At 63.4% G+C, this 18685-nt stretch carries 22 protein-coding genes and 1 tRNA gene; 15 read left to right on the top strand and 8 right to left on the bottom strand.

Annotation, left to right across the window (positions count from 1 at the left end; translation table 11 throughout):
• Positions 1 to 135: 135 nt before the first annotated feature.
• From NGM29_RS03785 to NGM29_RS03775, 3 genes are all read right to left on the bottom strand, one after another.
• Positions 136 to 1305, bottom strand: a complete 1170-nt coding sequence (locus NGM29_RS03785; protein ID WP_254159064.1) for a S26 family signal peptidase — start codon at positions 1303 to 1305, stop codon at positions 136 to 138.
• 79 nt (positions 1306 to 1384) lie between these two features.
• Complete coding sequence (locus tag NGM29_RS03780; RefSeq protein ID WP_254159063.1) at positions 1385 to 2503, bottom strand: CARDB domain-containing protein; 1119 nt, start codon at positions 2501 to 2503, stop codon at positions 1385 to 1387.
• 124 nt (positions 2504 to 2627) lie between these two features.
• On the bottom strand, positions 2628 to 3119 hold the full coding sequence (locus tag NGM29_RS03775; RefSeq protein WP_254159062.1) for a hypothetical protein: 492 nt from the start codon (positions 3117 to 3119) through the stop codon (positions 2628 to 2630).
• Positions 3120 to 3393: 274 nt separating this feature from the next.
• Between NGM29_RS03775 and NGM29_RS03770 the strand changes: the two genes are divergently transcribed.
• From NGM29_RS03770 to NGM29_RS03755, 4 genes are all read left to right on the top strand, one after another.
• Entirely contained in the window at positions 3394 to 3978 is a 585-nt protein-coding gene (locus NGM29_RS03770; protein WP_254159061.1) for a DUF7344 domain-containing protein, read from the top strand.
• A 2-nt stretch (positions 3979 to 3980) separates the two neighbouring features.
• The gene (locus NGM29_RS03765; protein ID WP_254159060.1) at positions 3981 to 4916 is read left to right on the top strand and encodes an efflux RND transporter permease subunit; all 936 of its coding nucleotides are present in this window, start codon (positions 3981 to 3983) and stop codon (positions 4914 to 4916) included.
• A gap of 119 nt (positions 4917 to 5035) precedes the next feature.
• On the top strand, positions 5036 to 5359 hold the full coding sequence (locus tag NGM29_RS03760; protein WP_254159059.1) for an EMC6-like membrane protein: 324 nt from the start codon (positions 5036 to 5038) through the stop codon (positions 5357 to 5359).
• A 1-nt stretch (position 5360) separates the two neighbouring features.
• Positions 5361 to 7175, top strand: a complete 1815-nt coding sequence (locus NGM29_RS03755) for a ribosome biogenesis/translation initiation ATPase RLI (RefSeq protein ID WP_254159058.1) — start codon at positions 5361 to 5363, stop codon at positions 7173 to 7175.
• A 197-nt stretch (positions 7176 to 7372) separates the two neighbouring features.
• Here the strand turns inward: NGM29_RS03755 and NGM29_RS03750 are convergent, their stop codons facing one another.
• Positions 7373 to 7597 carry a YMGG-like glycine zipper-containing protein gene (locus NGM29_RS03750; RefSeq protein ID WP_425499218.1) on the bottom strand — a complete coding sequence of 75 codons (225 nt, stop codon included), beginning with the start codon at positions 7595 to 7597 and terminating at the stop codon, positions 7373 to 7375.
• Positions 7598 to 7750: 153 nt separating this feature from the next.
• Positions 7751 to 8272, bottom strand: coding sequence for an archaemetzincin family Zn-dependent metalloprotease (locus NGM29_RS03745; protein ID WP_254159056.1), 522 nt, complete (start codon positions 8270 to 8272; stop codon positions 7751 to 7753).
• 39 nt (positions 8273 to 8311) lie between these two features.
• Between NGM29_RS03745 and NGM29_RS03740 the strand changes: the two genes are divergently transcribed.
• The 3 genes from NGM29_RS03740 (at position 8312) to NGM29_RS03730 (ending at position 10302) form a co-directional block, all read left to right on the top strand.
• The gene (locus NGM29_RS03740; protein ID WP_425499217.1) at positions 8312 to 8758 is read left to right on the top strand and encodes a UPF0146 family protein; all 447 of its coding nucleotides are present in this window, start codon (positions 8312 to 8314) and stop codon (positions 8756 to 8758) included.
• Positions 8759 to 8815: 57 nt separating this feature from the next.
• Positions 8816 to 9859: a zinc-binding dehydrogenase gene (locus tag NGM29_RS03735; RefSeq protein ID WP_254159055.1), complete on the top strand. Its 1044-nt coding sequence runs from the start codon at positions 8816 to 8818 to the stop codon at positions 9857 to 9859.
• A 101-nt stretch (positions 9860 to 9960) separates the two neighbouring features.
• Positions 9961 to 10302 carry a DUF7977 family protein gene (locus tag NGM29_RS03730; protein ID WP_254159054.1) on the top strand — a complete coding sequence of 114 codons (342 nt, stop codon included), beginning with the start codon at positions 9961 to 9963 and terminating at the stop codon, positions 10300 to 10302.
• 131 nt (positions 10303 to 10433) lie between these two features.
• On the opposite strand, the gene NGM29_RS03725 is transcribed toward NGM29_RS03730, so the two are convergent.
• Positions 10434 to 10967, bottom strand: a complete 534-nt coding sequence (locus tag NGM29_RS03725; protein WP_254159053.1) for a hypothetical protein — start codon at positions 10965 to 10967, stop codon at positions 10434 to 10436.
• A gap of 194 nt (positions 10968 to 11161) precedes the next feature.
• Here NGM29_RS03725 and NGM29_RS03720 point away from each other — a divergent pair, with 194 nt between their 5' ends.
• The 3 genes from NGM29_RS03720 to NGM29_RS03710 all read left to right on the top strand — a co-directional run bounded on the left by NGM29_RS03720 (position 11162) and on the right by NGM29_RS03710 (position 14099).
• Entirely contained in the window at positions 11162 to 11620 is a 459-nt protein-coding gene (locus NGM29_RS03720; RefSeq protein WP_254159052.1) for a Tfx family DNA-binding protein, read from the top strand.
• A 985-nt stretch (positions 11621 to 12605) separates the two neighbouring features.
• A complete protein-coding gene (locus tag NGM29_RS03715; protein WP_254159051.1) occupies positions 12606 to 13391 on the top strand; it encodes an SDR family oxidoreductase in 786 nt (261 codons plus the stop codon).
• A 138-nt stretch (positions 13392 to 13529) separates the two neighbouring features.
• On the top strand, positions 13530 to 14099 hold the full coding sequence (locus tag NGM29_RS03710) for a DUF8215 family protein (protein WP_254159050.1): 570 nt from the start codon (positions 13530 to 13532) through the stop codon (positions 14097 to 14099).
• 18 nt (positions 14100 to 14117) lie between these two features.
• Here NGM29_RS03710 and NGM29_RS03705 read toward each other — a convergent pair whose 3' ends face one another.
• A complete protein-coding gene (locus NGM29_RS03705; RefSeq protein ID WP_254159049.1) occupies positions 14118 to 14429 on the bottom strand; it encodes a DUF7091 family protein in 312 nt (103 codons plus the stop codon).
• Positions 14430 to 14639: 210 nt separating this feature from the next.
• On the opposite strand from NGM29_RS03705, the gene NGM29_RS03700 reads away from it, so the two are divergent.
• The 4 genes from NGM29_RS03700 to NGM29_RS03685 all read left to right on the top strand — a co-directional run bounded on the left by NGM29_RS03700 (position 14640) and on the right by NGM29_RS03685 (position 17871).
• Complete coding sequence (locus tag NGM29_RS03700) at positions 14640 to 15569, top strand: replication factor A (protein WP_254159048.1); 930 nt, start codon at positions 14640 to 14642, stop codon at positions 15567 to 15569.
• A complete protein-coding gene (locus NGM29_RS03695; RefSeq protein ID WP_254159047.1) occupies positions 15570 to 16196 on the top strand; it encodes an RPA family protein in 627 nt (208 codons plus the stop codon).
• Positions 16197 to 16346: 150 nt separating this feature from the next.
• Positions 16347 to 17417 (top strand): hypothetical protein, encoded by a 1071-nt coding sequence (locus NGM29_RS03690; protein ID WP_254159046.1) that lies wholly within the window; start codon positions 16347 to 16349, stop codon positions 17415 to 17417.
• Positions 17418 to 17472: 55 nt separating this feature from the next.
• Positions 17473 to 17871, top strand: coding sequence for a DUF8146 domain-containing protein (locus NGM29_RS03685; RefSeq protein ID WP_254159045.1), 399 nt, complete (start codon positions 17473 to 17475; stop codon positions 17869 to 17871).
• A gap of 53 nt (positions 17872 to 17924) precedes the next feature.
• Here NGM29_RS03685 and NGM29_RS03680 read toward each other — a convergent pair whose 3' ends face one another.
• Entirely contained in the window at positions 17925 to 18380 is a 456-nt protein-coding gene (locus NGM29_RS03680; protein ID WP_254159044.1) for a DUF5814 domain-containing protein, read from the bottom strand.
• Between the two features lie 206 nt (positions 18381 to 18586).
• Here NGM29_RS03680 and NGM29_RS03675 point away from each other — a divergent pair.
• Positions 18587 to 18658: transfer RNA gene (locus tag NGM29_RS03675), tRNA-His, on the top strand.
• The last annotated feature ends 27 nt before the right edge of the window (positions 18659 to 18685 follow it).

Raw genomic sequence — 18685 nt, 5'->3', positions numbered from 1 at the left:
CCGCTTGCTGTGACTCGCCGTCGGCCAATCCCCCATCTAGCACAGTGCGGAAAGTCACGCGATACGATAGGTCGTCGTTCATCGACTATAACAGTAGTGGCCGTCGGTCCACCGATCTGGGTGGACGATGGGCGATCACAACCACTTCTCGAGCAGGCGCTCGAGTCGCCTCGAGAGCGGGACGTGCGAGCCGGGCGTCCGAATCCGGAGATCGCCGGTGCCGAAGAGGGCAAACACGAGACCGACGGCGACGGCGACGATCGCGACGTTGACCGCGCCGACGGCCACGAACGGGTGGACGTCGTGGAGCCAGACGAGCAGCGTCGGTGGCAAGACGAGGAGGTATCGACTCTCGACGACATCGCGAGTGTAGCTCCCCGTCGTCTCCGGTGCCGTCATCGACAGCGCGACCTCGGCGGTGTCGCGACTGCCGACCGTCGTCGCCCGCGGCTCGGCATCGACGGCGGGGTGTGGCGCGTCGAGCATGACGACGACTGGGACGTAGCCACTGTTGTCGATCGTTCGCGTGAGCGTCGTCGTCTCCCCCGGGGCGACGATCTGCGGGTCGTCGGTCGGCGAGTCGGTACTCACGAGTTCGTACGCGGTTCCGCCGGCCGGGATCACCATCGCCGCGGTCGCGAAGAGGGCGAGCACGACGACGACGGCCGACAGCGCCGACCAGAGGCCGATCACGTTCTGACGACTGGTTCGTCGCGCCGTTCGCCGGTCGGCAACGCCGACGCGCTCGAGCAACAAGCCGACCCCGAGCAGGCCGACCCCGAGGGCCACCAGCAAGGCACCGGTCCCCTCGGCGTCGAAGGCCGCCGTGATTCCGAGCGGCGCAGCCAGGAGACCGAAGACGGCCCCGACGAGCCCCTGGACGCTCATGATGACAGTTCCCAGGTGCGGAACCCGGACGACCGACCCCCCGACCTGCCAGGCCTCGGCGACGATCTTCCCCTCGGTGACCGGTGGCTCGCCCCCGTCCTGGTCGGTGAACGGGTTGGCGTCGCCCCGCGTCACGTACCCTTCGTCGGTCTCGGCGACGATTCGATGGGTCGTGAGCCCACCTCCGTGTAACGTCTCGGCCTCGAAGACGACGACGTCGCCGGGTTCGGGCGCGCCGGTTACCGCGCTGGGGACCGCGACGAATCCGTCGCCGGCGGAGAGCGACGGCTCCATGCTCCCCGTCGCGACGTAACCGAGCAGTATCGGCTGGCCTAGCACCTGGCCGAGCACCAGCAGTACCACGACGAGCCCCACCAGCCCCATCGCCGCCTGTTTGGCTATCGACGTCTCGTTCATCGTCGTCGCTCCCTCGAGTTCGCTCCTAACACGGTCGTGTTTTCCCTGTCTCGCATTCGAATCGTCTTAACTGCTCGTCTCACGCTCGCCGCCGCCGGACGACGAACCCGACGCCCAGCGTGACCGGGAGCGCGAGCGCCGCCGTCGAACGCGAGGGGAGCGCGGCCGTGACCGCCGCAATCGCCGGCAATCCGACGACCGTGACGGTACCCACCTCCTCGCCCTCGAGCGCCAGCGCGTAGCGTCCGGGGTCCGCGAACGATCGTTCGAACTCGACCTGTCGCGTCTCGCCGGGTGCGAGTTCGACCCGCTCCGTCTCGACGACGAATCCGCCGACGGCGAACTCGAGTGTGCGCTCACCCGTCGCGTTGCCCGCGTTCTCGACGGTCGCCGTGACCGAAATTGGCTCTCCAGGCGTCGTTTCGGGTCGATCGAGATCGACCCCCGTCACCGTCATATTCGGCGCCGGTTCGCCGGATGCAGGTTCGGTGACCGTCACCGTGTGCGTCCGGCCGTCGATGCCGACCTCGTACGTGCCGGGGGCGTCCATCGTCCGCTCGAAGGAGACGGACCGGTTCTCGCCGCCGAAGACGAAGACCCGTTTCTGGCTGACAACGATGTCGTCGACGGTCAACCCGACCATCGTCGCCATCGACTGCGATCCCCCCCGGTAGATACCCGTGACCGTGATCGTCTCGCCGACGGTCACCTCGGTGTCCGAGACGGTGACGCGCTCGAGCGTCGGCGGGTCGGGGTCGGTTTCGTCGTCCTCGTTATCGTCGTACCGCACGTGGATCGTGAACGACTCCGTTCCCTCCCCCGCCTCGTGGGTGTCGATAGAGACGCCAACCGTAATCGAGTGGCCGGTGGCGGGCTCGAGCGGCGATCTCGCGGTTACCTCGTCTCTAGGATCGCCGTTCCGGTAGAAGGTGACGCCGTCGGTGCCCGAGAGCCAGATGCGGTCGACGTCCTCGTCGATGGCACGTACGGTGAACGCCTCATCGACCGTCGTCACCGCGTCGGCGTTGAGTCGCTCGAAGTCGAGCTCGATCTGGCCATTTTCGATGGTGGCGTAGGGGCTCGAGGCATCGAGTTCGATGGAAGAGGTTGTGTCGGCTGGCTCGAGGGAGACGGCAGCAGTGGGCACGGCTAACGCAAGGGCGAGTACCGCACAGATCACGGAAAGATTGACGTTCATTAGATAATGTTTTTAATTTCTGTCGAATCTTGGCAGGACCCAAATCGTTGCAGATTTCTACAGGGAACACACGTGAAAAATTGAGGAGAATACATATGCCCGGTAGCGGATATGATCTAGGCGATTAGGTTGCCGTAGATGTCGCGTTGAACGTTATCGTTTCTTCGGCGGTGGGGATATCGTTATTATCAAGATCGACTTCAATCGAAAGGACGATATTACCGCCATTTTTGGTGAGTAATTGATCAGTCCCGGCAATATCATTGCCCTCGCTATCCTCAAAAGTCAACGCATTGGGGACATCGTCAGCTGAGATGCTAAAATTGACGTCCTCGCTGCCATTATTAGTAACAGTGAATGCATTATTGAATTTAGTTACTGCTTCATCGTTTATATCGTCGAACTGAATAACGATTGCATCGCCATCACCATCGCTAATCCCGTTGTATGATGTGTCAAGATCTAACGACAGCAACGCCGAAGCATCTCCAGTCGTATTTACTGTAACGTCACGCGTTGCTTCTACTTGGCTAAACGCACCCGTTGCGAGTGCACCGCCGCCGCCAGCTACGATCGCTCCCAGTCCGACAAGCACGTTGCGTCTGTTGAGTCTCATTGTATGGTCTCCGTTCGATCCCCGCCGGCACCGTAGGCGCCGGGTACCGACGTGATCATACCTCTCTCACTCGAGGCCACCCCCTTTGTATTAGGTCGCCAGAAGGGGCTCTGGCCGACCAATCGAAGCTTCAAGACGGGCTTGATCAGCCGAAATCAGCAGTCTGAGGGATCGGTATGTGAGGCAAAGACACACTTGTGTTAGATCTACCCGCGACGGCAACAAACGTTATGTAGCCTTAGTTCAGTAATTCTAGATAGATTTCGGGGGGCCAATGTCGACGATTACCGAACAGGTAGGCGAGAACGAAGCTGGGACGGCCGAGAGCGACGGAAACATAGCCGGCCCCACTCGAGGCGAGATTTTCGACCTCCTGAGCAATCACCGTCGACGGTACGCCATCCACCACCTCAAGCAGACCGACGAACCCGTCGAACTCGGTGCGCTGGCCGAACAGGTCGCCGCCTGGGAACTCGAGAAAGAGGTACAGGGACTCACCTCCGCCGAACGTAAGCGAGTGTACACGTCGCTGCAACAGACGCACCTGCCGGCGCTCGAGCGCGCGGGAATGGTCGAGTTCGACGCTCGAGCGATCGAACTCACTGAGGAAGCCGAACAGCTCGAGGTGTACCTGGACATCGTCCCCGGTGATTCGATCCCCTGGGGCGTCTACTACCTCGGCCTCTCGGCAGTCGCCGCCGCGGTGATGGCCGGACTCTGGTTCGAGGTCGTCCCCACAGAGACGGTGCCAACGCTAGGTTGGGCGACCGCCGTCGTCGGTCTGTTCGCCGTGTCGGCGGTGGTGCACGTCTTGGAGAACCGACGGAACCGCTTGGGTGAGGGGGAACGCCCGCAATAACCATGGATGGGATCGGAAAACTCGCGGTCGTCCTCGTGGTCATAGGCGCAGTATTACTGGCTGGACCGGTCTTCGGATTCACGACGATTAGCGCTGATCGCGGCGTCTCCGTGAACACAGCCTCAGACCCGAACGGGTTACTTGGTGTCATCGATAACTCGGCTGCGGGGAGCGCAGACGTTGTCCCCTCGAATAATCAGCGGGGCGAAGTCTTCCACATCGATGATAACGCTGGACTGTTCGACGTTAACGACGTGACTATTAATGAGGTTAGGTTCAACGGCCAGGAGACGAACCTTGATGCCCAGGTCGAGACCGACGGCACCAACGGTGACTACGCCGTCGTCGTGACGTGTGGAACGTCAAATCTCAAGGATCAGGGAACGCTCACCGTCGATCTGACGGCTTCGAGCAGCGTGACCGTCGACCTCGAGCGAACCACAGGCGCGGAAATCGACGTGAACTGTCGCGGCGGCGGTAACGGAAACAACGATCCGCCGGGGCTGGAGGTCACCAGCGTCGATTCCGTTCAGGGAGGCGTCGTCGAGTTTACGGTCAATAACACCGGCGGTAAAATCGACATCACAGAAGTCTCGGTTACGAGGACATCGACGGCGGCGACCGAGATTTCGCAAGGGAATCAAGCTGGAGAAGTAATCGTCAACGGCGGAGCCGGCAATACCGAAACGGCATCAGCTAGTCCCTGGGAGATTAGAGATCAGATCGTCGAGTTTGACAACGGAAACGGGAAACGAGTTACCCTCGAGACTGGGAATCTTGCCACCGTGACGATCGACGCGTTCGTCAACGAGAGCGGCGAGGAGGTTTCGATGGACGACGCAGAGATTGATATGACGTTTTACGGCAAGAACGGCGAGTCCGATAGCGTAACCGTCACTATCTCCTGTGACAGTGAATCGACGAACTGCGAGCCGTAATCTGGACTGACCGTCACTGTCGGAATAGAATTAAATCGGGTGTACGGTTGCGCTCGCCCATGCTAGGGCTTTCCGGACAATGCGAACGGCTTTTTAACGCCCAAAACAGACTCAGTAGTATGTCAACCGCAACGATGAGCGATCGACGCGAGCACATTCGCTCGATCGGCGTGACAGCCGTCGCCTGTCTCGCCGGGGTTGGCGCCGCCATCGGCTCCTCGATACTCACCGCCGGGGAAGCCGTCGACGCCGCGGCGACCGAACCGCTCACCTACCTCCTCGTCTTCGGGCTCATCGCCCTGCAGGTCATCGCCCTGCCCGCGACCGGCCTCTACGACACTGAGGAGTTCGGACCCAAACACGTCCTGTTCATCGGGCTGATGACCTTTTCGTTCTGGTTCATCACCTGGGGAATCATGCTGAGCACCGGCGCGAGCTTCTAACATGGCCAAAGACAGCATCGCCGTCGTCGACCTCGATCGGTGCCAGCCCGACCGGTGTAACTACGAGTGCAAGAACTACTGCCCACCAAACCGCACCGGCAAGGAGTGCATCACGCTCCGGGGCGAAGAGGCCGACGAGGGCCAACCCGAGCAGATCCGCATCTCCGAAGAGATCTGTCTGGGCGAAACCTGCGGCATCTGCGTCGAGAAGTGCCCATTCGACGCTATCGAGATTATCAACCTGCCACAGGAACTCCAGGACGACCCCGCCCACCGCTACGGCGAGAACGCCTTCTCGCTGTACGGCCTCCCCGCTCCACAGGAAGGCCGGGTGACCGGCATCCTCGGACCCAACGGCATCGGGAAGACCACCGCCGTCCGCATCCTGGCCGGCGAACTCGAGCCCAACCTCGGGCGCTTCGAGAATCCACCGGGCTGGGACGATGTGCTCGAGGCCTACCGCGGTACCGAGATCCAGGACTACCTCGAGGCCGTCCGCGACGGGGATCTCTCGGTCGCGCGCAAACCCCAGTACGTCGACCAGATCCCGAAACAGTTCGACGGCAACACCCGCGAACTGCTCGAGCGGACGAACGAGCGCGACGCCCTCGAGTACCTCGTCGAACGGCTGTCGATCGGTCCGGTGATGGACCAATCGATCGACGATCTCTCCGGCGGGGAACTCCAGCGCGTAGCGCTCGCGGCGACGCTCGCTCGCGACACGGACTTCTACTTCCTCGACGAGATCACGCCCTACCTCGACATTGGGCAGCGAGTCACCGCGGCCCGCCTGATCCGGGAACTCGCGGAGGACGAAGGGAAATCGATGCTCGTGGTCGAACACGACCTCGCCGTCCTCGACTTGCTCGCCGACACCCTCCACGTCGCCTACGGTGAGCCCGGCGCCTACGGTGTCATCACGACACCCAAGTCGGTCCGTAACGGCATCAACGAGTACCTCGCGGGCTACCTCGAGAACGAGAACATGCGGATCCGGCCGAATCCGATCGAGTTCGAGGAACACGCCCCCCGGAGCGCCACCCGCGGGGACACCCTCGTCGAGTACCCCGATCTCGTCAAGTCCTACGGCGACGGTGAGTTCTCGCTCAAGGTCGAGGGCGGCGAAATTCGGAAGAATGAGGTGCTCGGCGTCGTCGGGCCGAACGGCATCGGGAAGTCGACCTTCGCGAAGTTGTTGACCGGCGCGCTCGAACCCGACGAAGGTGAGGCCGAGTTGGACCTCGAGATATCCTACAAGCCCCAGTACGTCACCATCGACCAGCCGATGCGCGTCGACGCGTTTCTCGCTTCGATCACCGACCAGTTCGGCTCCTCGTATTGGAACACCGAAATCGCGGGGCCGCTCCAACTCGAGCGGATCATGGAACAGAGCCTCTCGGACCTCTCGGGCGGGGAGCGCCAGCGGGTTGCTATCGCGGCCTGCCTCTCCGACTCGGCTGACCTCTATCTACTCGACGAGCCCTCGGCTCACCTCGACGTCGAACAGCGAGTCCAGGCCACGCGAGCTATTCGGCGCTACGCCGAACAGCAAGACGCTACCGTCCTGGTCATCGACCACGACATCTACATGATCGACCTGCTGGCCGACCGCCTGATGGTCTTCGACGGCGAGCCGGCCGTCCACGGTCGCGCGGGGACCCCCCAGTCGATGCGCGGCGGCATGAACGAGTTCCTGGCGAACCTCGAGGTGACGTTCCGCCGGGACGAGCGGACTTCGCGCCCGCGGATCAACAAGCCGGACTCCCAGCTCGACAGGCAACAGAAGCGCGAGGGCGAGTACTACTACGCGCCCTGATCGACGCCGTCTGATTTCTTCGTGATTCGAATTTTACGCTCGAGGTCGAGACTCTCAGCAGGTGCTCTCGCGTTGACTGAAGATCTTTCAGCAGTCGCTATTGCGTTGACTCGAGAATAGAGAAACTGGAGAGCGAGGCTGTCCAAAAAACGTCTGGTTCTCGTGTTCGGCCGTGCGGCCGTCTCTCGTCTGTCTCGTTACTCCTCGACGTCGGTACCTCGAGACCGCAGTCCGCGAACGTTGGACCCACTGCCGGATTTCAGTTCGTCGAAGCGCGACTGGACGGTCGGACGATGTTCGCCGAAGGTCGCGCCGACCAGCGCGCCGAGGGCGGCCCCGGTGCTCGCGGTCTGTTTGCCCAGTAGTCCACCCAGGAAGGCGCCGACGGCGGCGCCCATCGCGGCGTAGCGTGCGCGGCTCATGGCACGGACGAGTCTATCTCTCACCATGAGTGAGTGTACGTTCGAGAGGAAGATAAGCCTGTTCCCGGCTATTGCCCTGCGGGTGCGCAGATTCGCGGATTACGCCGTGAACTCACCGAGGATGCCGAGGACGCACTCGCGAGCGAGGCCGAATCAACCGATCAACCGCTGACAGCTCCCACAGAGGTGTTCTTCCTTGATGTCGACCTCCCGGACCGTGGGCGAGAAGTTCATCACGCAGCGCTGGTTGTCACAGTGTTCGAGCCCGTAGGTGTGGCCGATTTCGTGGACAATCTCCTTGCGGATACGGTCCTGGAAGATGTCGCTCGCGCTCTTGTTCGAGAAGCCGCCGTCGCTCGAGGTCTGCAGGCGATAGGTCGAGACGACGCTGCCGCTTCCGTCGAGGTAGGCGAGGCCGAAGACGTAGTTGCGCCGGCGGTAGAAGAGGTCGTGGGGGGTGACGGCGATGTTCTTCTCGCCCCGGCCGACGCGCTCGGCCAGCTGGATGAACGTCTCGGCGCTGTACTGGTTGCGCCCGGAGTCGTACGCGCCGTTCGGGATCGACTGGGCATCGTTGACCGTGACGTCGCAGTCGTAGACCGACCGGAGCGCCGCGGAGGCCTCCCGCTTGACGTTCGCGGGAACGGACCCGACCGGCACGATGTCGACGAGCATGGCAACGTCTATGGCGCCCCCCAGCATAAACGTCCCGCCGTGGTACGCTTTCACCGGGACCGAGACAGAGACCGGCCCCAGAACCGGGACGCGCTCGTGGGAGAACTCGAGACTTACGAGCGACTGCTCGAGGTCGGAATCGGACGGCGCACGGCGATCGCCGAGGCGCTCCTCGAGACCGGGTGTGCGGTCGTCGCGACGGACGTTCACCTGCGCGAGACTCCCGAGGGAGTACGGTTCGTGATCGACGACGTCACCGATCCCGACCTCGAGACCTATGCTGACGCCGACGCCATCTACGCGCTGAACCTCCCACCGGAACTACACCGGCCGGTGCTCGAGGTCGCTCGCGCGGTTGATGCCGACTTACTGTTCACGACGCTGGGCGGCGACCCGCCGCTGGTACCCGTCGAGCGGGTGTCGCTGCCTCGAGAGACGTTGTTCGTCTCGCGGCGGGGAAAACACCGTCCCGGCGACAGCCACTGAGAATGAGCATCAGCGGGTGACGAACGACTTTTCACGAACTCCCGCGTTGACCACCGTATGCAGGCTGTCACCTTCACCGGCCACGGAGACACCGACGTGATCGAGTACGCCGAGGTTCCCGACCCCGACGTCGGCCCCGAGGACGTGCTCATCGACGTGAAGGCAGGCGCGCTCAACCACCTCGACGTCTGGACCCGTCGCGGGCTTCCCGGACTCGACCTCGAGCTGCCTCACGTCCCCGGCAGCGACGCGGCGGGGGTCGTCGTCGACACCGGCGAGGCCGTCACCCGGTTCGAGGAAGGCGACCGGGTCGCCCTCTCCGCGGGCGTCTCCTGTGGCGAGTGTGAGTTCTGTCGACGCGGGGAGTACCCGCTCTGTGTCTCCTACCACGTCATCGGGGAGCACGTCCCCGGCGTCCACGCCGAGTACGCCGCCGTCCCCCAGGACAACCTGATTCCCGTTCCCGAGGGCGTCGACTGGGTGACCGCGGGGTCGACCACCCTCGTCTTCCAGACCGCCTGGCGCATGCTGATCGACCGCGCGGATCTCTCGGCCGGCGAGTCCGTGCTCGTGCTGGGTGCCAGTGGCGGCGTCGGCCACGCCGCCCTCCAGATCGCCGCCCACGCGGGCGCGGAGGTGTACGCCACCGGAAGCAGCGAGGAGAAACTGCGATACGCCGAGGCCCACGGCGCCGACCACGTCGTCGACTACGAGGAGGAGAACTTCGCCGACTGGGTGCGCACAGAGACCGGCAAGCGCGGCGTCGACGTCGTCGTCGACTACATCGGCGCCGGTACCTGGCGCGACTCCATCCGGAGCCTCGCGAAGGGCGGGCGCCTCGTCACCTGCGGCGGCACCGCCGGGCCGAACCCCGAGACCGACATCCCCCGCATCTTCTGGAACCAGCTCACGATCCTGGGCTCGACGATGGCCACCCCCGGCCAGGTCGACGACGTGATGGAACTCGTCTGGGACGGCACGTTCGAGCCCGCCGTCCGCGAGGTGCTCCCGATGAGCGAGACTGACCGCGCCCACGCCCTCCTTGAAGGCCGCGAAGGGTTCGGGAAGGTCGTCGTTCGGCCGGATAGCGAACTCGAGTAGCCGAAGACAGGCCGTAATGGACAGACGAAAAGTCGAAGATCGGCCCTGACGTGCGAACGAGAACCGTGAGGGCTATGCGGACGCGCTTGTAACACTCGCACGTGACCTCGAGCGACGATGGCGGCTACGTCCACGATCCGAGCGCGTTCGACCGAGAGGGTCGGCGTACCGCGGACAACCAGAAGGGGAGCGCGGACGCCGACGACGACTCGAACGACGACGCCTGGCTCGAGCGACCGATTCATCCCGAGGCGGGCGACCGTGAGTTCGGCCGTCGTGGCTGGGTGCTCGTCGGAATGATCGTCCTCGCCTTCATCGTCGCCCCCGGCCTCATCCTGCTGACGCCGCCGGACATGGACTACTGGTTCGCGCTGTTGATCCTCCCACTCCTGCCGGCGACGATGCTGGCGCTGACGGCGGTGTGGGCGACGACGCGGCCCTGAACGGCCAAACGGGCCAGTTATTCGTCTCCTCGAGCTGCGTTTTTCGAAACTTTTGCTGCGAGGCTCGTTCCCCGACTCGTTTGGAGCGAACGTACTTCCTCCTCGAGATCTCGCCTCGAGTAGGACCATCATCACTCCTCGACGTCGACGAACGCATCGTAGAACTCGCGCGTGAGGTGGCGCCGTTCCCACCGCTCTCGAGCCTCGTCTCCAATCAGCGATGCCCAGGCCGTCAGGACGACGGTGCAGGCGGCCAGTCCCGGAAGAACCGCGATCCCGGTCGTGATCAGCGGCTCGAATACGAAGAAGCCGACGAACCTGGATCGGAGGCCGGAGACGTCGGGGCCGAACAGGAGCCACCGCGCCGGAAACGGCGCGAGGACGACGACCGCGACCGGGTACGGGAGCACGTTCAACACCGGCCCACCGTAGCCGCGGACGAACGCGAGCGAGAAGTACGTCCAGACGGCGACGCCCGCGACCGCGCCGCCCACCCGTTGTGCGCCGATATTCGACTCGAGCGTGAGCACCGAGAGGTCGCCGTAGACGGCGGCCACAGCCCCGAAGTACGCGAGGAGACAGACCGCGATCCCGCCGAGGACGGTCAGCGCGTGTGCACGTCGTGACTGGGTGGCAAATGGGTCTAGGCCGAGCGGACGGTTCATTCTCACCTCAAGTTTCTGAAGAGGACGGTTGAAGGTTGCGAGTGCGGCGGCGGGGTTCGAAGGTGGCGAGTCCAGCGACGGGGCCCCACAGACCGCCCAGCGACCGGAGACGCTTTGGGGGTCCCCTCACCTAGGTCGGGTATGGACGCGATCACGGCCGCAACGGCCGCCGTCGAGTCGAGGGGGTATCGACCGTGATCGAGGACGCCGAGGAAATCCTCGAGGAGGTCGGCTTCGACCCCGAGGCGAGCGTCCTCACCCACCGCCAGGCCCAGGTGCTGGCGCTCCGCGAGCGTGGCTTCTCCCAGGCGTCGATTGCCGACGCACTCGGGACCTCTCGCGCCAACGTCTCCTCGGTCGAGGGGAGCGCCCGCGACAACCTCGAGCGCGCGCGCGAGACCATCGCGTTCGCCGAGGCGTTGCGAGCGCCGGTTCGCGTGCAAGTCGAAGCGGGAACGGACCTCTACGACGTCCCCGAGGCGGTCTATGCAGCCTGTGATGAGGCGGGCGTCAAGGTCGAGTACACCGCGCCGGACCTGATGAAGGTGGTTTCGGACGCCGCGGGCGACGCGGTGACGGGTCGACAGGTAGCGACGGACCTCGTCGTTGGGGTTACGAGCGGTGGATCGGTTCGGGTTCGTCAGTCCGACTGAGCGAGCGCGCCGTCGAGCGATTCGAGACCCACGACGACCATGCTCGTGCGACGACCCTGTTCAACCACTATGAACGGCGAGGTTTTGCGCCTGTTCATCCCATAACCACGGTAAAGGTCCGGAAGATATGTGTAGAGGTGGCCTATGGACGAATCTAGGAAGAGGTCCCGGAGTTGGGTGGTTATCGCTCGAGATGGCTTCCAAAAGCAGCGGCAGGCGTGAGTAAGAGGAAGAGAAAGAATATGAGCGGCCCGAAAAGAGGGAAACCACGTTCTCAAAAAGTTCATAATCGGTTTCCGTCTTGCGTTTTCCGGGTTAGCGGTGACCAGGAAGAGAAACGTTACGAAGAGCGCCTCAGATTCATTCCATGAAATTAGATTCGGCGATTTAGAGCCTTCGCTACAGGGACCTCACGTTCCCACTCGAGTCGAGTTTGTGGTCTTCCAGCACACGGTTCAAAAGTTCATAATCGGTTCCCTGCTATCGGTTTTGAGGTCTTAGAAGCTACTGAACTTGCTGAAGAGATTGAGACAGCGTTGGAGAGAAATCGGGCTATAGAGGGCATCTCGAACCGGTCGTGCGCGTTTGACGCCTCGAGGCCGGGATTCACTCTGTAAGCCCTAATCACGAAACGAGGCTCGTTCGTCCACCAGCGTCGGCAATTATCAAAACATACGTGAATGACCACGAATCGCCTCGAGAGGACTCATACTCGTCGATTGTGAATTGAATCACACTCTTGAATGAAATCGCCATCGTATAATCTCCCCTAGACTATCTTCATAATCGGCCCTCAGAGCAGAGACCAGACCTACTCTTCCGGACAGAGAACCCGATTATGAACCATCTGAAGCGTAAGTAGAGGTACTCTCCGAGATTGAATCACGACCGGTCGCGAGCGATCCGAGTCCGTACCCGACTGCCGGCTTGCAAACCGACTTGCCACGGCCCCGAGAGATTTGTCCTCGGCGAGCGTAGTCGCCCCATGGACCTCGACGTCGACGGCAACGCGGCACTAGTAACGGCATCCTCGAGCGGCCTCGGCCTGGCGAGTGCGACGGTGCTCGCCCGACAGGGTGCGAACGTCGCCATCTGCGGGCGCAACGAGGAACGACTCGAGACGGCTCGCGAGCACGTCGATGCGCAGGGAGACGGCGAGGTACTCGCGAAGCAGACCGACCTCACGGACCCAGATCAGGTATCGGACCTGGTCGCGACCACCGCGGAGGCCTTCGGCGGCATCGACCACCTGGTCACCTCCGCGGGCGGCCCACCGAGCACGACCTTCCTGGAGACGAGCGAGCGCGAGTGGTACCAGGCCTACGACCTGCTGGTGATGAGCGTCGTCTGGACGATCGAGGAGGCCCACCCGCACCTGCTCGAGTCCGACGAGGGATCGATCGTCTGTGTCACCTCCCGGACGGTCCAGGAGGTCGCCGACGGCCTCTTGCTCTCGAACGCGGTCCGCCGGGCGGTCATCGGCCTCGTCAAGACCGTCTCGCGGGAGTTCGCGCCCGAGATCCGGGCGAATGCGGTTCTGCCGGGAACCATCGAAACGCCTCGCATCGAGGAACTGATCGAAGCCCGCGTCGAGAACGGCACCTACGAGGACTACGAGTCGGGTCTCGAGGCGATGGCCAACGACATCCCGATGGGACGGATTGGCGACCCCGAGGAACTTGGGGAGGTAGTAGCCTTCCTCTCGAGTCCGCACGCGAGTTTCGTTACCGGCGTCGAAGTGCCAATCGACGGTGGGCTGTTGCGGAGCTAGTGATCGATCAAGGAGCGCTCGAGTTCGACGGTCGACACCGGGGGCGACGATCGAGGAGCGTTCGACGCTTCCCCACCCCTCGCGATTCGTGAGGACGTCCCCACCAGCATTTGTGTCTCGTCGTGGTAGCCATCGAGGATGACGCGCGAGTCGAGACGAGACCGGACCCCCGGGCGCGACCGGACTCCGGGACGAGAGCAAGCCCCCGGACGGGCCACCCGTCCCGCCTACTCGAGCGAGCGCCGCACCTGGTACGGCCACGGCACGCTGGCTCGAGCCGAGAAGCCCCCGGTTCGGCGCTACCTCCACGACGTGACCACCGTCTTCGCGGAACTCGCCGTGCTGGGACTGCCGGCGATCACCCTGACTTTCCTCTCGCCCGACCCGCGCATCTACGGCGTCTCGAGCGCGATGCTCGTCGCCTGGCTGACGATGACGGCGGTCGCCGCCGGGATTCGTGGCGGCTGGGTCCGGCCACTCGGAACCGACGTTCGGGGCTGGCTCTCGCTCACGCCGTGGCTCGTCGTGTTCCGGTTCGTCTATTACAACCTCGTGTTCAGCGCGATTGCGTTCGGGAGCCCCGCCCTCGGTGAAGGGGTCGGGTTTCCGCCTATCTCGCTCGTCGTGGCCATCGGCTCGAGCACCCTCGCCGCCCTCGCGTTCCCGCGGCTGGGCGAGTGGGTATATGGGCGGCTCGAGAGCGACTAAAAGTGGGTATTCGAGCAGTCACCACGTCTCGATACGCCCCTCGTGGACGTCCTCGACACACCCCTCGCAGTCGGGGTGGTCCGCCTCGTAACACGCCGGCCGGAACTCCTCGTCCAGTTTCGCGGCTCGCTTCTCCGCAAGTCGGCGGCAGACGATCTTCGCCCGCCCCGCGTCGTCCGTCGGCAGGCTCCGCGCGTTTCGCGCCACGCGGTAGGCCTCCCGTGCCTCCTCGAGCTGCCCGTCCGCCGACCGACGAACCTCTGCGTACTGGGTCCCCGCCTGCTCGAGTTTCGAGCGCAGAAACCGCTCGAGTCGACGCCGATCTGCCATTGTGGATAGCGTTCGTGGGCCGGACACATATACTGTTGGCCAGAGCAGCTGCTCGAGTCTCTTTCTCGACCGGAGCAAGGACGAAGACGACTGACGCGACGCGTCGAACACGCTCGAGGACCACTTTCACTTCGGTAGCGGCAGTTTAAATACGATCGGGCACGAACACCGGTATGCCTCCCATGGATACACAAGAGGAGGCGTGATCCGATGAGCGACGTACGCCAACACGCAGAAGACATACACGCGCAGTTTTCAGACCACATCGACCTCGAGGTCGAAGACGTCGAGAAGCGACTCACCACGCTAGTCGACGAGTACAAAGTCCCGATGGACGAGGCTCGCCGATCCGTGACGACGCACTACCTCGACGAGGCCGGCCTCGAACGCGAGGACATCTCGAGCGGCGGCAGCGAGCGCGCCCAGGTCGAGGACGTCGACGAACCCGAAGAGTGGATCGACCTCACCGCCAAGGTCATCGAACTCTGGGAGCCCCGCAGCGACTCCGTCGCGCAGGTCGGCCTCCTGGGCGACCCGACGGGCACCATCAAGTTCACCAAGTGGGCCAAATCCGACCTTCCGAGCCTCGAGGAGGGCGGCGTCTACGACCTTCGTAACGTCGTCACCGACGAGTACCAGGGCCGGTACTCGGTCAAGCTCAACTCGACGACCATCGTCGAGGAACTCGAGGAGGACCTCGAGGTCGGCGACGACACCAGCGAAATCGAGGGTGCCCTCGTCGACATGCAGAGCGGCAGCGGCCTCATCAAGCGCTGCCCCGAGGAGGACTGCACCTACGTCCTCCAGAACGGGCGCTGTCCAGATCACGGCGAGGTCGAGGGTGACTTCGACCTCCGCATCAAGGGAGTCGTCGACGACGGCCTCGACGCCCACGAGGTCATCTTCGACGCCGAGTCCACCGAGGGGCTGACGGGGATCAGCCTCGAGGAGGCCAAGGACATGGCGATGGACGCCCTCGACACGACCGTCGTCGCCGACGAGATCCGGGATCGGATCGTCGGCACCTACTACCGAATCGAGGGGCCGACCTTCGGCCGCTACGTCCTGGCCGACGAGGTCGAGGAACTCGACGGGTCGGTCGACGCCGAGGAACTGCTGATCAAAGCGAGGTCGATGTAAATGTCTCAGACACAACTCACCCGCGAGGTCGCAAAGCGCGTCTTCGCCTCCGAATTCAACGACTCGACGTACGCGTTCAAGGAGTCCGACGACGAGCGTGCCCCGAACTACGCCCTGCTGCCAACCGGCGACCGCGCCAACCGCGTGTTCTTCGTCGGTACGCTCACCGAAACCGAGGACGTGGGCGACGAGAGCGAGTACTGGCGCGGGCGCGTCGTCGATCCCACGGGAACGTTCTTCGTCTACGCCGGGCAGTACCAGCCCGAGGCCGCCGCAGCCCTTCGGGACGCGGAACCGCCGGCGTACGTGGCCATCGTCGGCAAGCCGCGCACCTACGAGACCGACGACGGTACCGTGAACGTCTCCGTCCGACCCGAGTCCATCGCGGTCGTCGACGAGGCGACTCGCGACCGCTGGGTCGTCGAAACCGCCGAACGGACCATCGACCGCGTCGAGGCGTTCCAGGCGTGGGAAGCCGAGCAGGAAGCTCCCGAGAGCGGCTCGACGGTCCCAACCAACGAGTATGCCCAGATGGCCCGCGAGCAGTACGACTCGCCCGTCGAGAACTACCGCCGCGACGTCATCCAGGCCCTGGAGAGTCTCGAGGACCTCGAAGCCTCGGCCTGATTCGGGACCGAGTCGCACCACCCTGTCGTATTCCCTTTTTATGATCGCGGCCGTAATCATCGGCACGAATCAGCCCCGAGGTCACCGTAGCTCAAACGACCGTTTTACCTAGCCGAAGGTATTCAGTTTGTCCGCTCGACACAATCAGGTATGAGCTACAGTCGACGGTGGTTGTTACGAGGTGTCGGGGCATCCGCGTGTGGTGCAGTCGTTGCGGGCTGTCTCTCGGGGGACCCGAGTACTGGCAATGGGAACGGTACGGGCAACACTAACAACACCGACGGTACTAACGACACCGACGAGAACGGAGACGACCCAGGCGACACCGACGATCACTCCATCGATGGGCGATTGCACAACGAGAGCGACAGCGAACGCACGTTCGAGGTCACGATTCTGGAGGGGGAGGAGGTCGTCGCCGACGACGAAGCGACTGTCGAGGCGGGTGAGACGAAGACGCTCCCCGCGTTTGGGCGGCCCGGTCAGCCGCGAACGTTTGATGTGACAGTCGAGGAAACGACTGCGACGGAAACGCTCGCGTTCGACGTCGAGGCCACGCCGGAGAAAAAAGATGGGCACGTGGACATAACCTACACGGCCGAGGGAGCCCTCGAGATCGCGTTCACCCCGCGCAAGGACGAGTCCGAAAGCGGAGTCGTCGTCGACGAACCTCCGTACGAAGTTAGCGAACCCGCGTGTTCAGACGGCGAACGAGATCCGCTGTGGCTGTGTGCGAACATGGACGGCGAGCCCTCGCTTACGTTTTCGCAGGTCGAAACGCCGTCTTCGATCCTGCTCGAGGAAGGACTCGCCTACGAAAGCCGAAACGCCGAAATGGAGTTTTACGGCACCGTGTTGACGAGTGAGGACGACCTCGAGCGCGTGGACCGGGATCCGAACGACGACGTTGCCGACCTGATCGAGGAAACCGACCTCGAGAACGAGGCCATCCTCGTCGTCCAGACCGGCTGGGGTTCGGGAACCGTGACGCCGCACCTGAAACGGATCGAGGAGCGCGACAATGGCACCGACATCCACGCCTTCGGGTGCTACCGCCGCCCCTGTGAGGGAACAGACGACATAACGTTCCGAACGGTTCTCGCCCGCTTCGAGCGGCCGTCAGCCCTCAAGTCCGCGACCGTGAGCCTCACCGTCGACGCCGACACTCGAGCGACGTTCGACGCGAGCGGTGAAGTGGTCGGCGCGGCCCAGAACCGGTGAGCCGACCGTCGTCTGACAAATGGTTAAGTATCTCGCGTGAGGAGTGTCTGGCACCATGGGCAACAAGAACAAGACCATCTCGTTCCGGGTGAACGAGGACGCTTTCGCGGCCCTCCAAGAGATCGCCGAGGAACGCGACATCTCGTTGTCCGCCGTCTTCCGGGACTACGTCGACCTCTTGGTCGACCACGACGGACAGGTGGCCGTCGTCCCCGAGGACGAACTCGAGGCCCGAAGCGAGAACGAACAGTCGTTCCCGCCCACCGTCGAGGTGCCAAAGAGTTTCGTGCGCGAGCACGAACGACTCGAGCTCGAGGCCGAGCACCTGCGCGAGCAACTCGAAGAGCACAAGTCCTACGTCACCGACCTGCGCGACCGCCTCGAGGACGAAGAAGACGAGGTCATCCTGCTGGACGACCTCGACGACTCGGGCGACTCACCAACGGTTCGATAGCTCGTCGGACGAGCATCGAAGCCGGCGTCGAAGCCGACGAGCGGGCCGCGCAGTTATCGCGACAAATCGTTCTTCACACGTCGAATCTCTTCTTCGGCCTCGCCGTTCCCTTCGACTCGAGCCAGCCCCTCGGCGGCCTCGAGCGTGCGAACCCCGCTGTCGAGAAACGAGAGGACGTCCCCGGAGTAGGCGTAGACCATGTAGTCGTCGCTCATCACGTCCACGATGGCGTCAGGACCGAGCCCCTGAGCGCGCAACTCGAGCAGATAGCGGACGAACTTTCGCTCGGGACACCCGCAGTAGGGATTGTTGTCGCAGTCACAGTCCAAGAAGTCCGTCGCGAAGTCGAGCACCCGCTCGCGGGTGGCGTCGTCGAGTTTCTCGAGGCCCCGGCCCTGGAAGAGCACGTCCAGCGTCGCCCCCTTGAACGCCCCCTTCGGGATGTTCGTCTCGAGCTGGGAGCTGAGCTGGCGGTGGTTCTTGACGTAGATCTTGTCGGTGATGGCCACGCGTTACCGTCGATACTGGCGGCAGGGGCAAAAGCGACTCGGATGGCTCGTGGTGGGGACGACGATTCGAGCCAGGATCTATATGAGTGGTTCAGGTACGAAGTCAATGGACCGAGGGACCGTCAGCACACGCTAGCCACTCCCACACGGTCTCGAGAGTCGTAACGTATTTGAAGTTGACCAGGCTAAGAGTGCTTGCAAGCGCGTCCGGGTTGGGGTAGTGGTTATCCTTCAGCCTTGTGGAGGCTGAGACGCGGGTTCGATTCTCGCACCCGGACTATATCATAATTTTTACAATTTTCGGG

Source organism: Natronosalvus rutilus (assembly GCF_024204665.1).
GTDB lineage: Archaea > Halobacteriota > Halobacteria > Halobacteriales > Natrialbaceae > Natronosalvus > Natronosalvus rutilus.
This window is presented reverse-complemented; position numbering and strand designations above follow the sequence as displayed.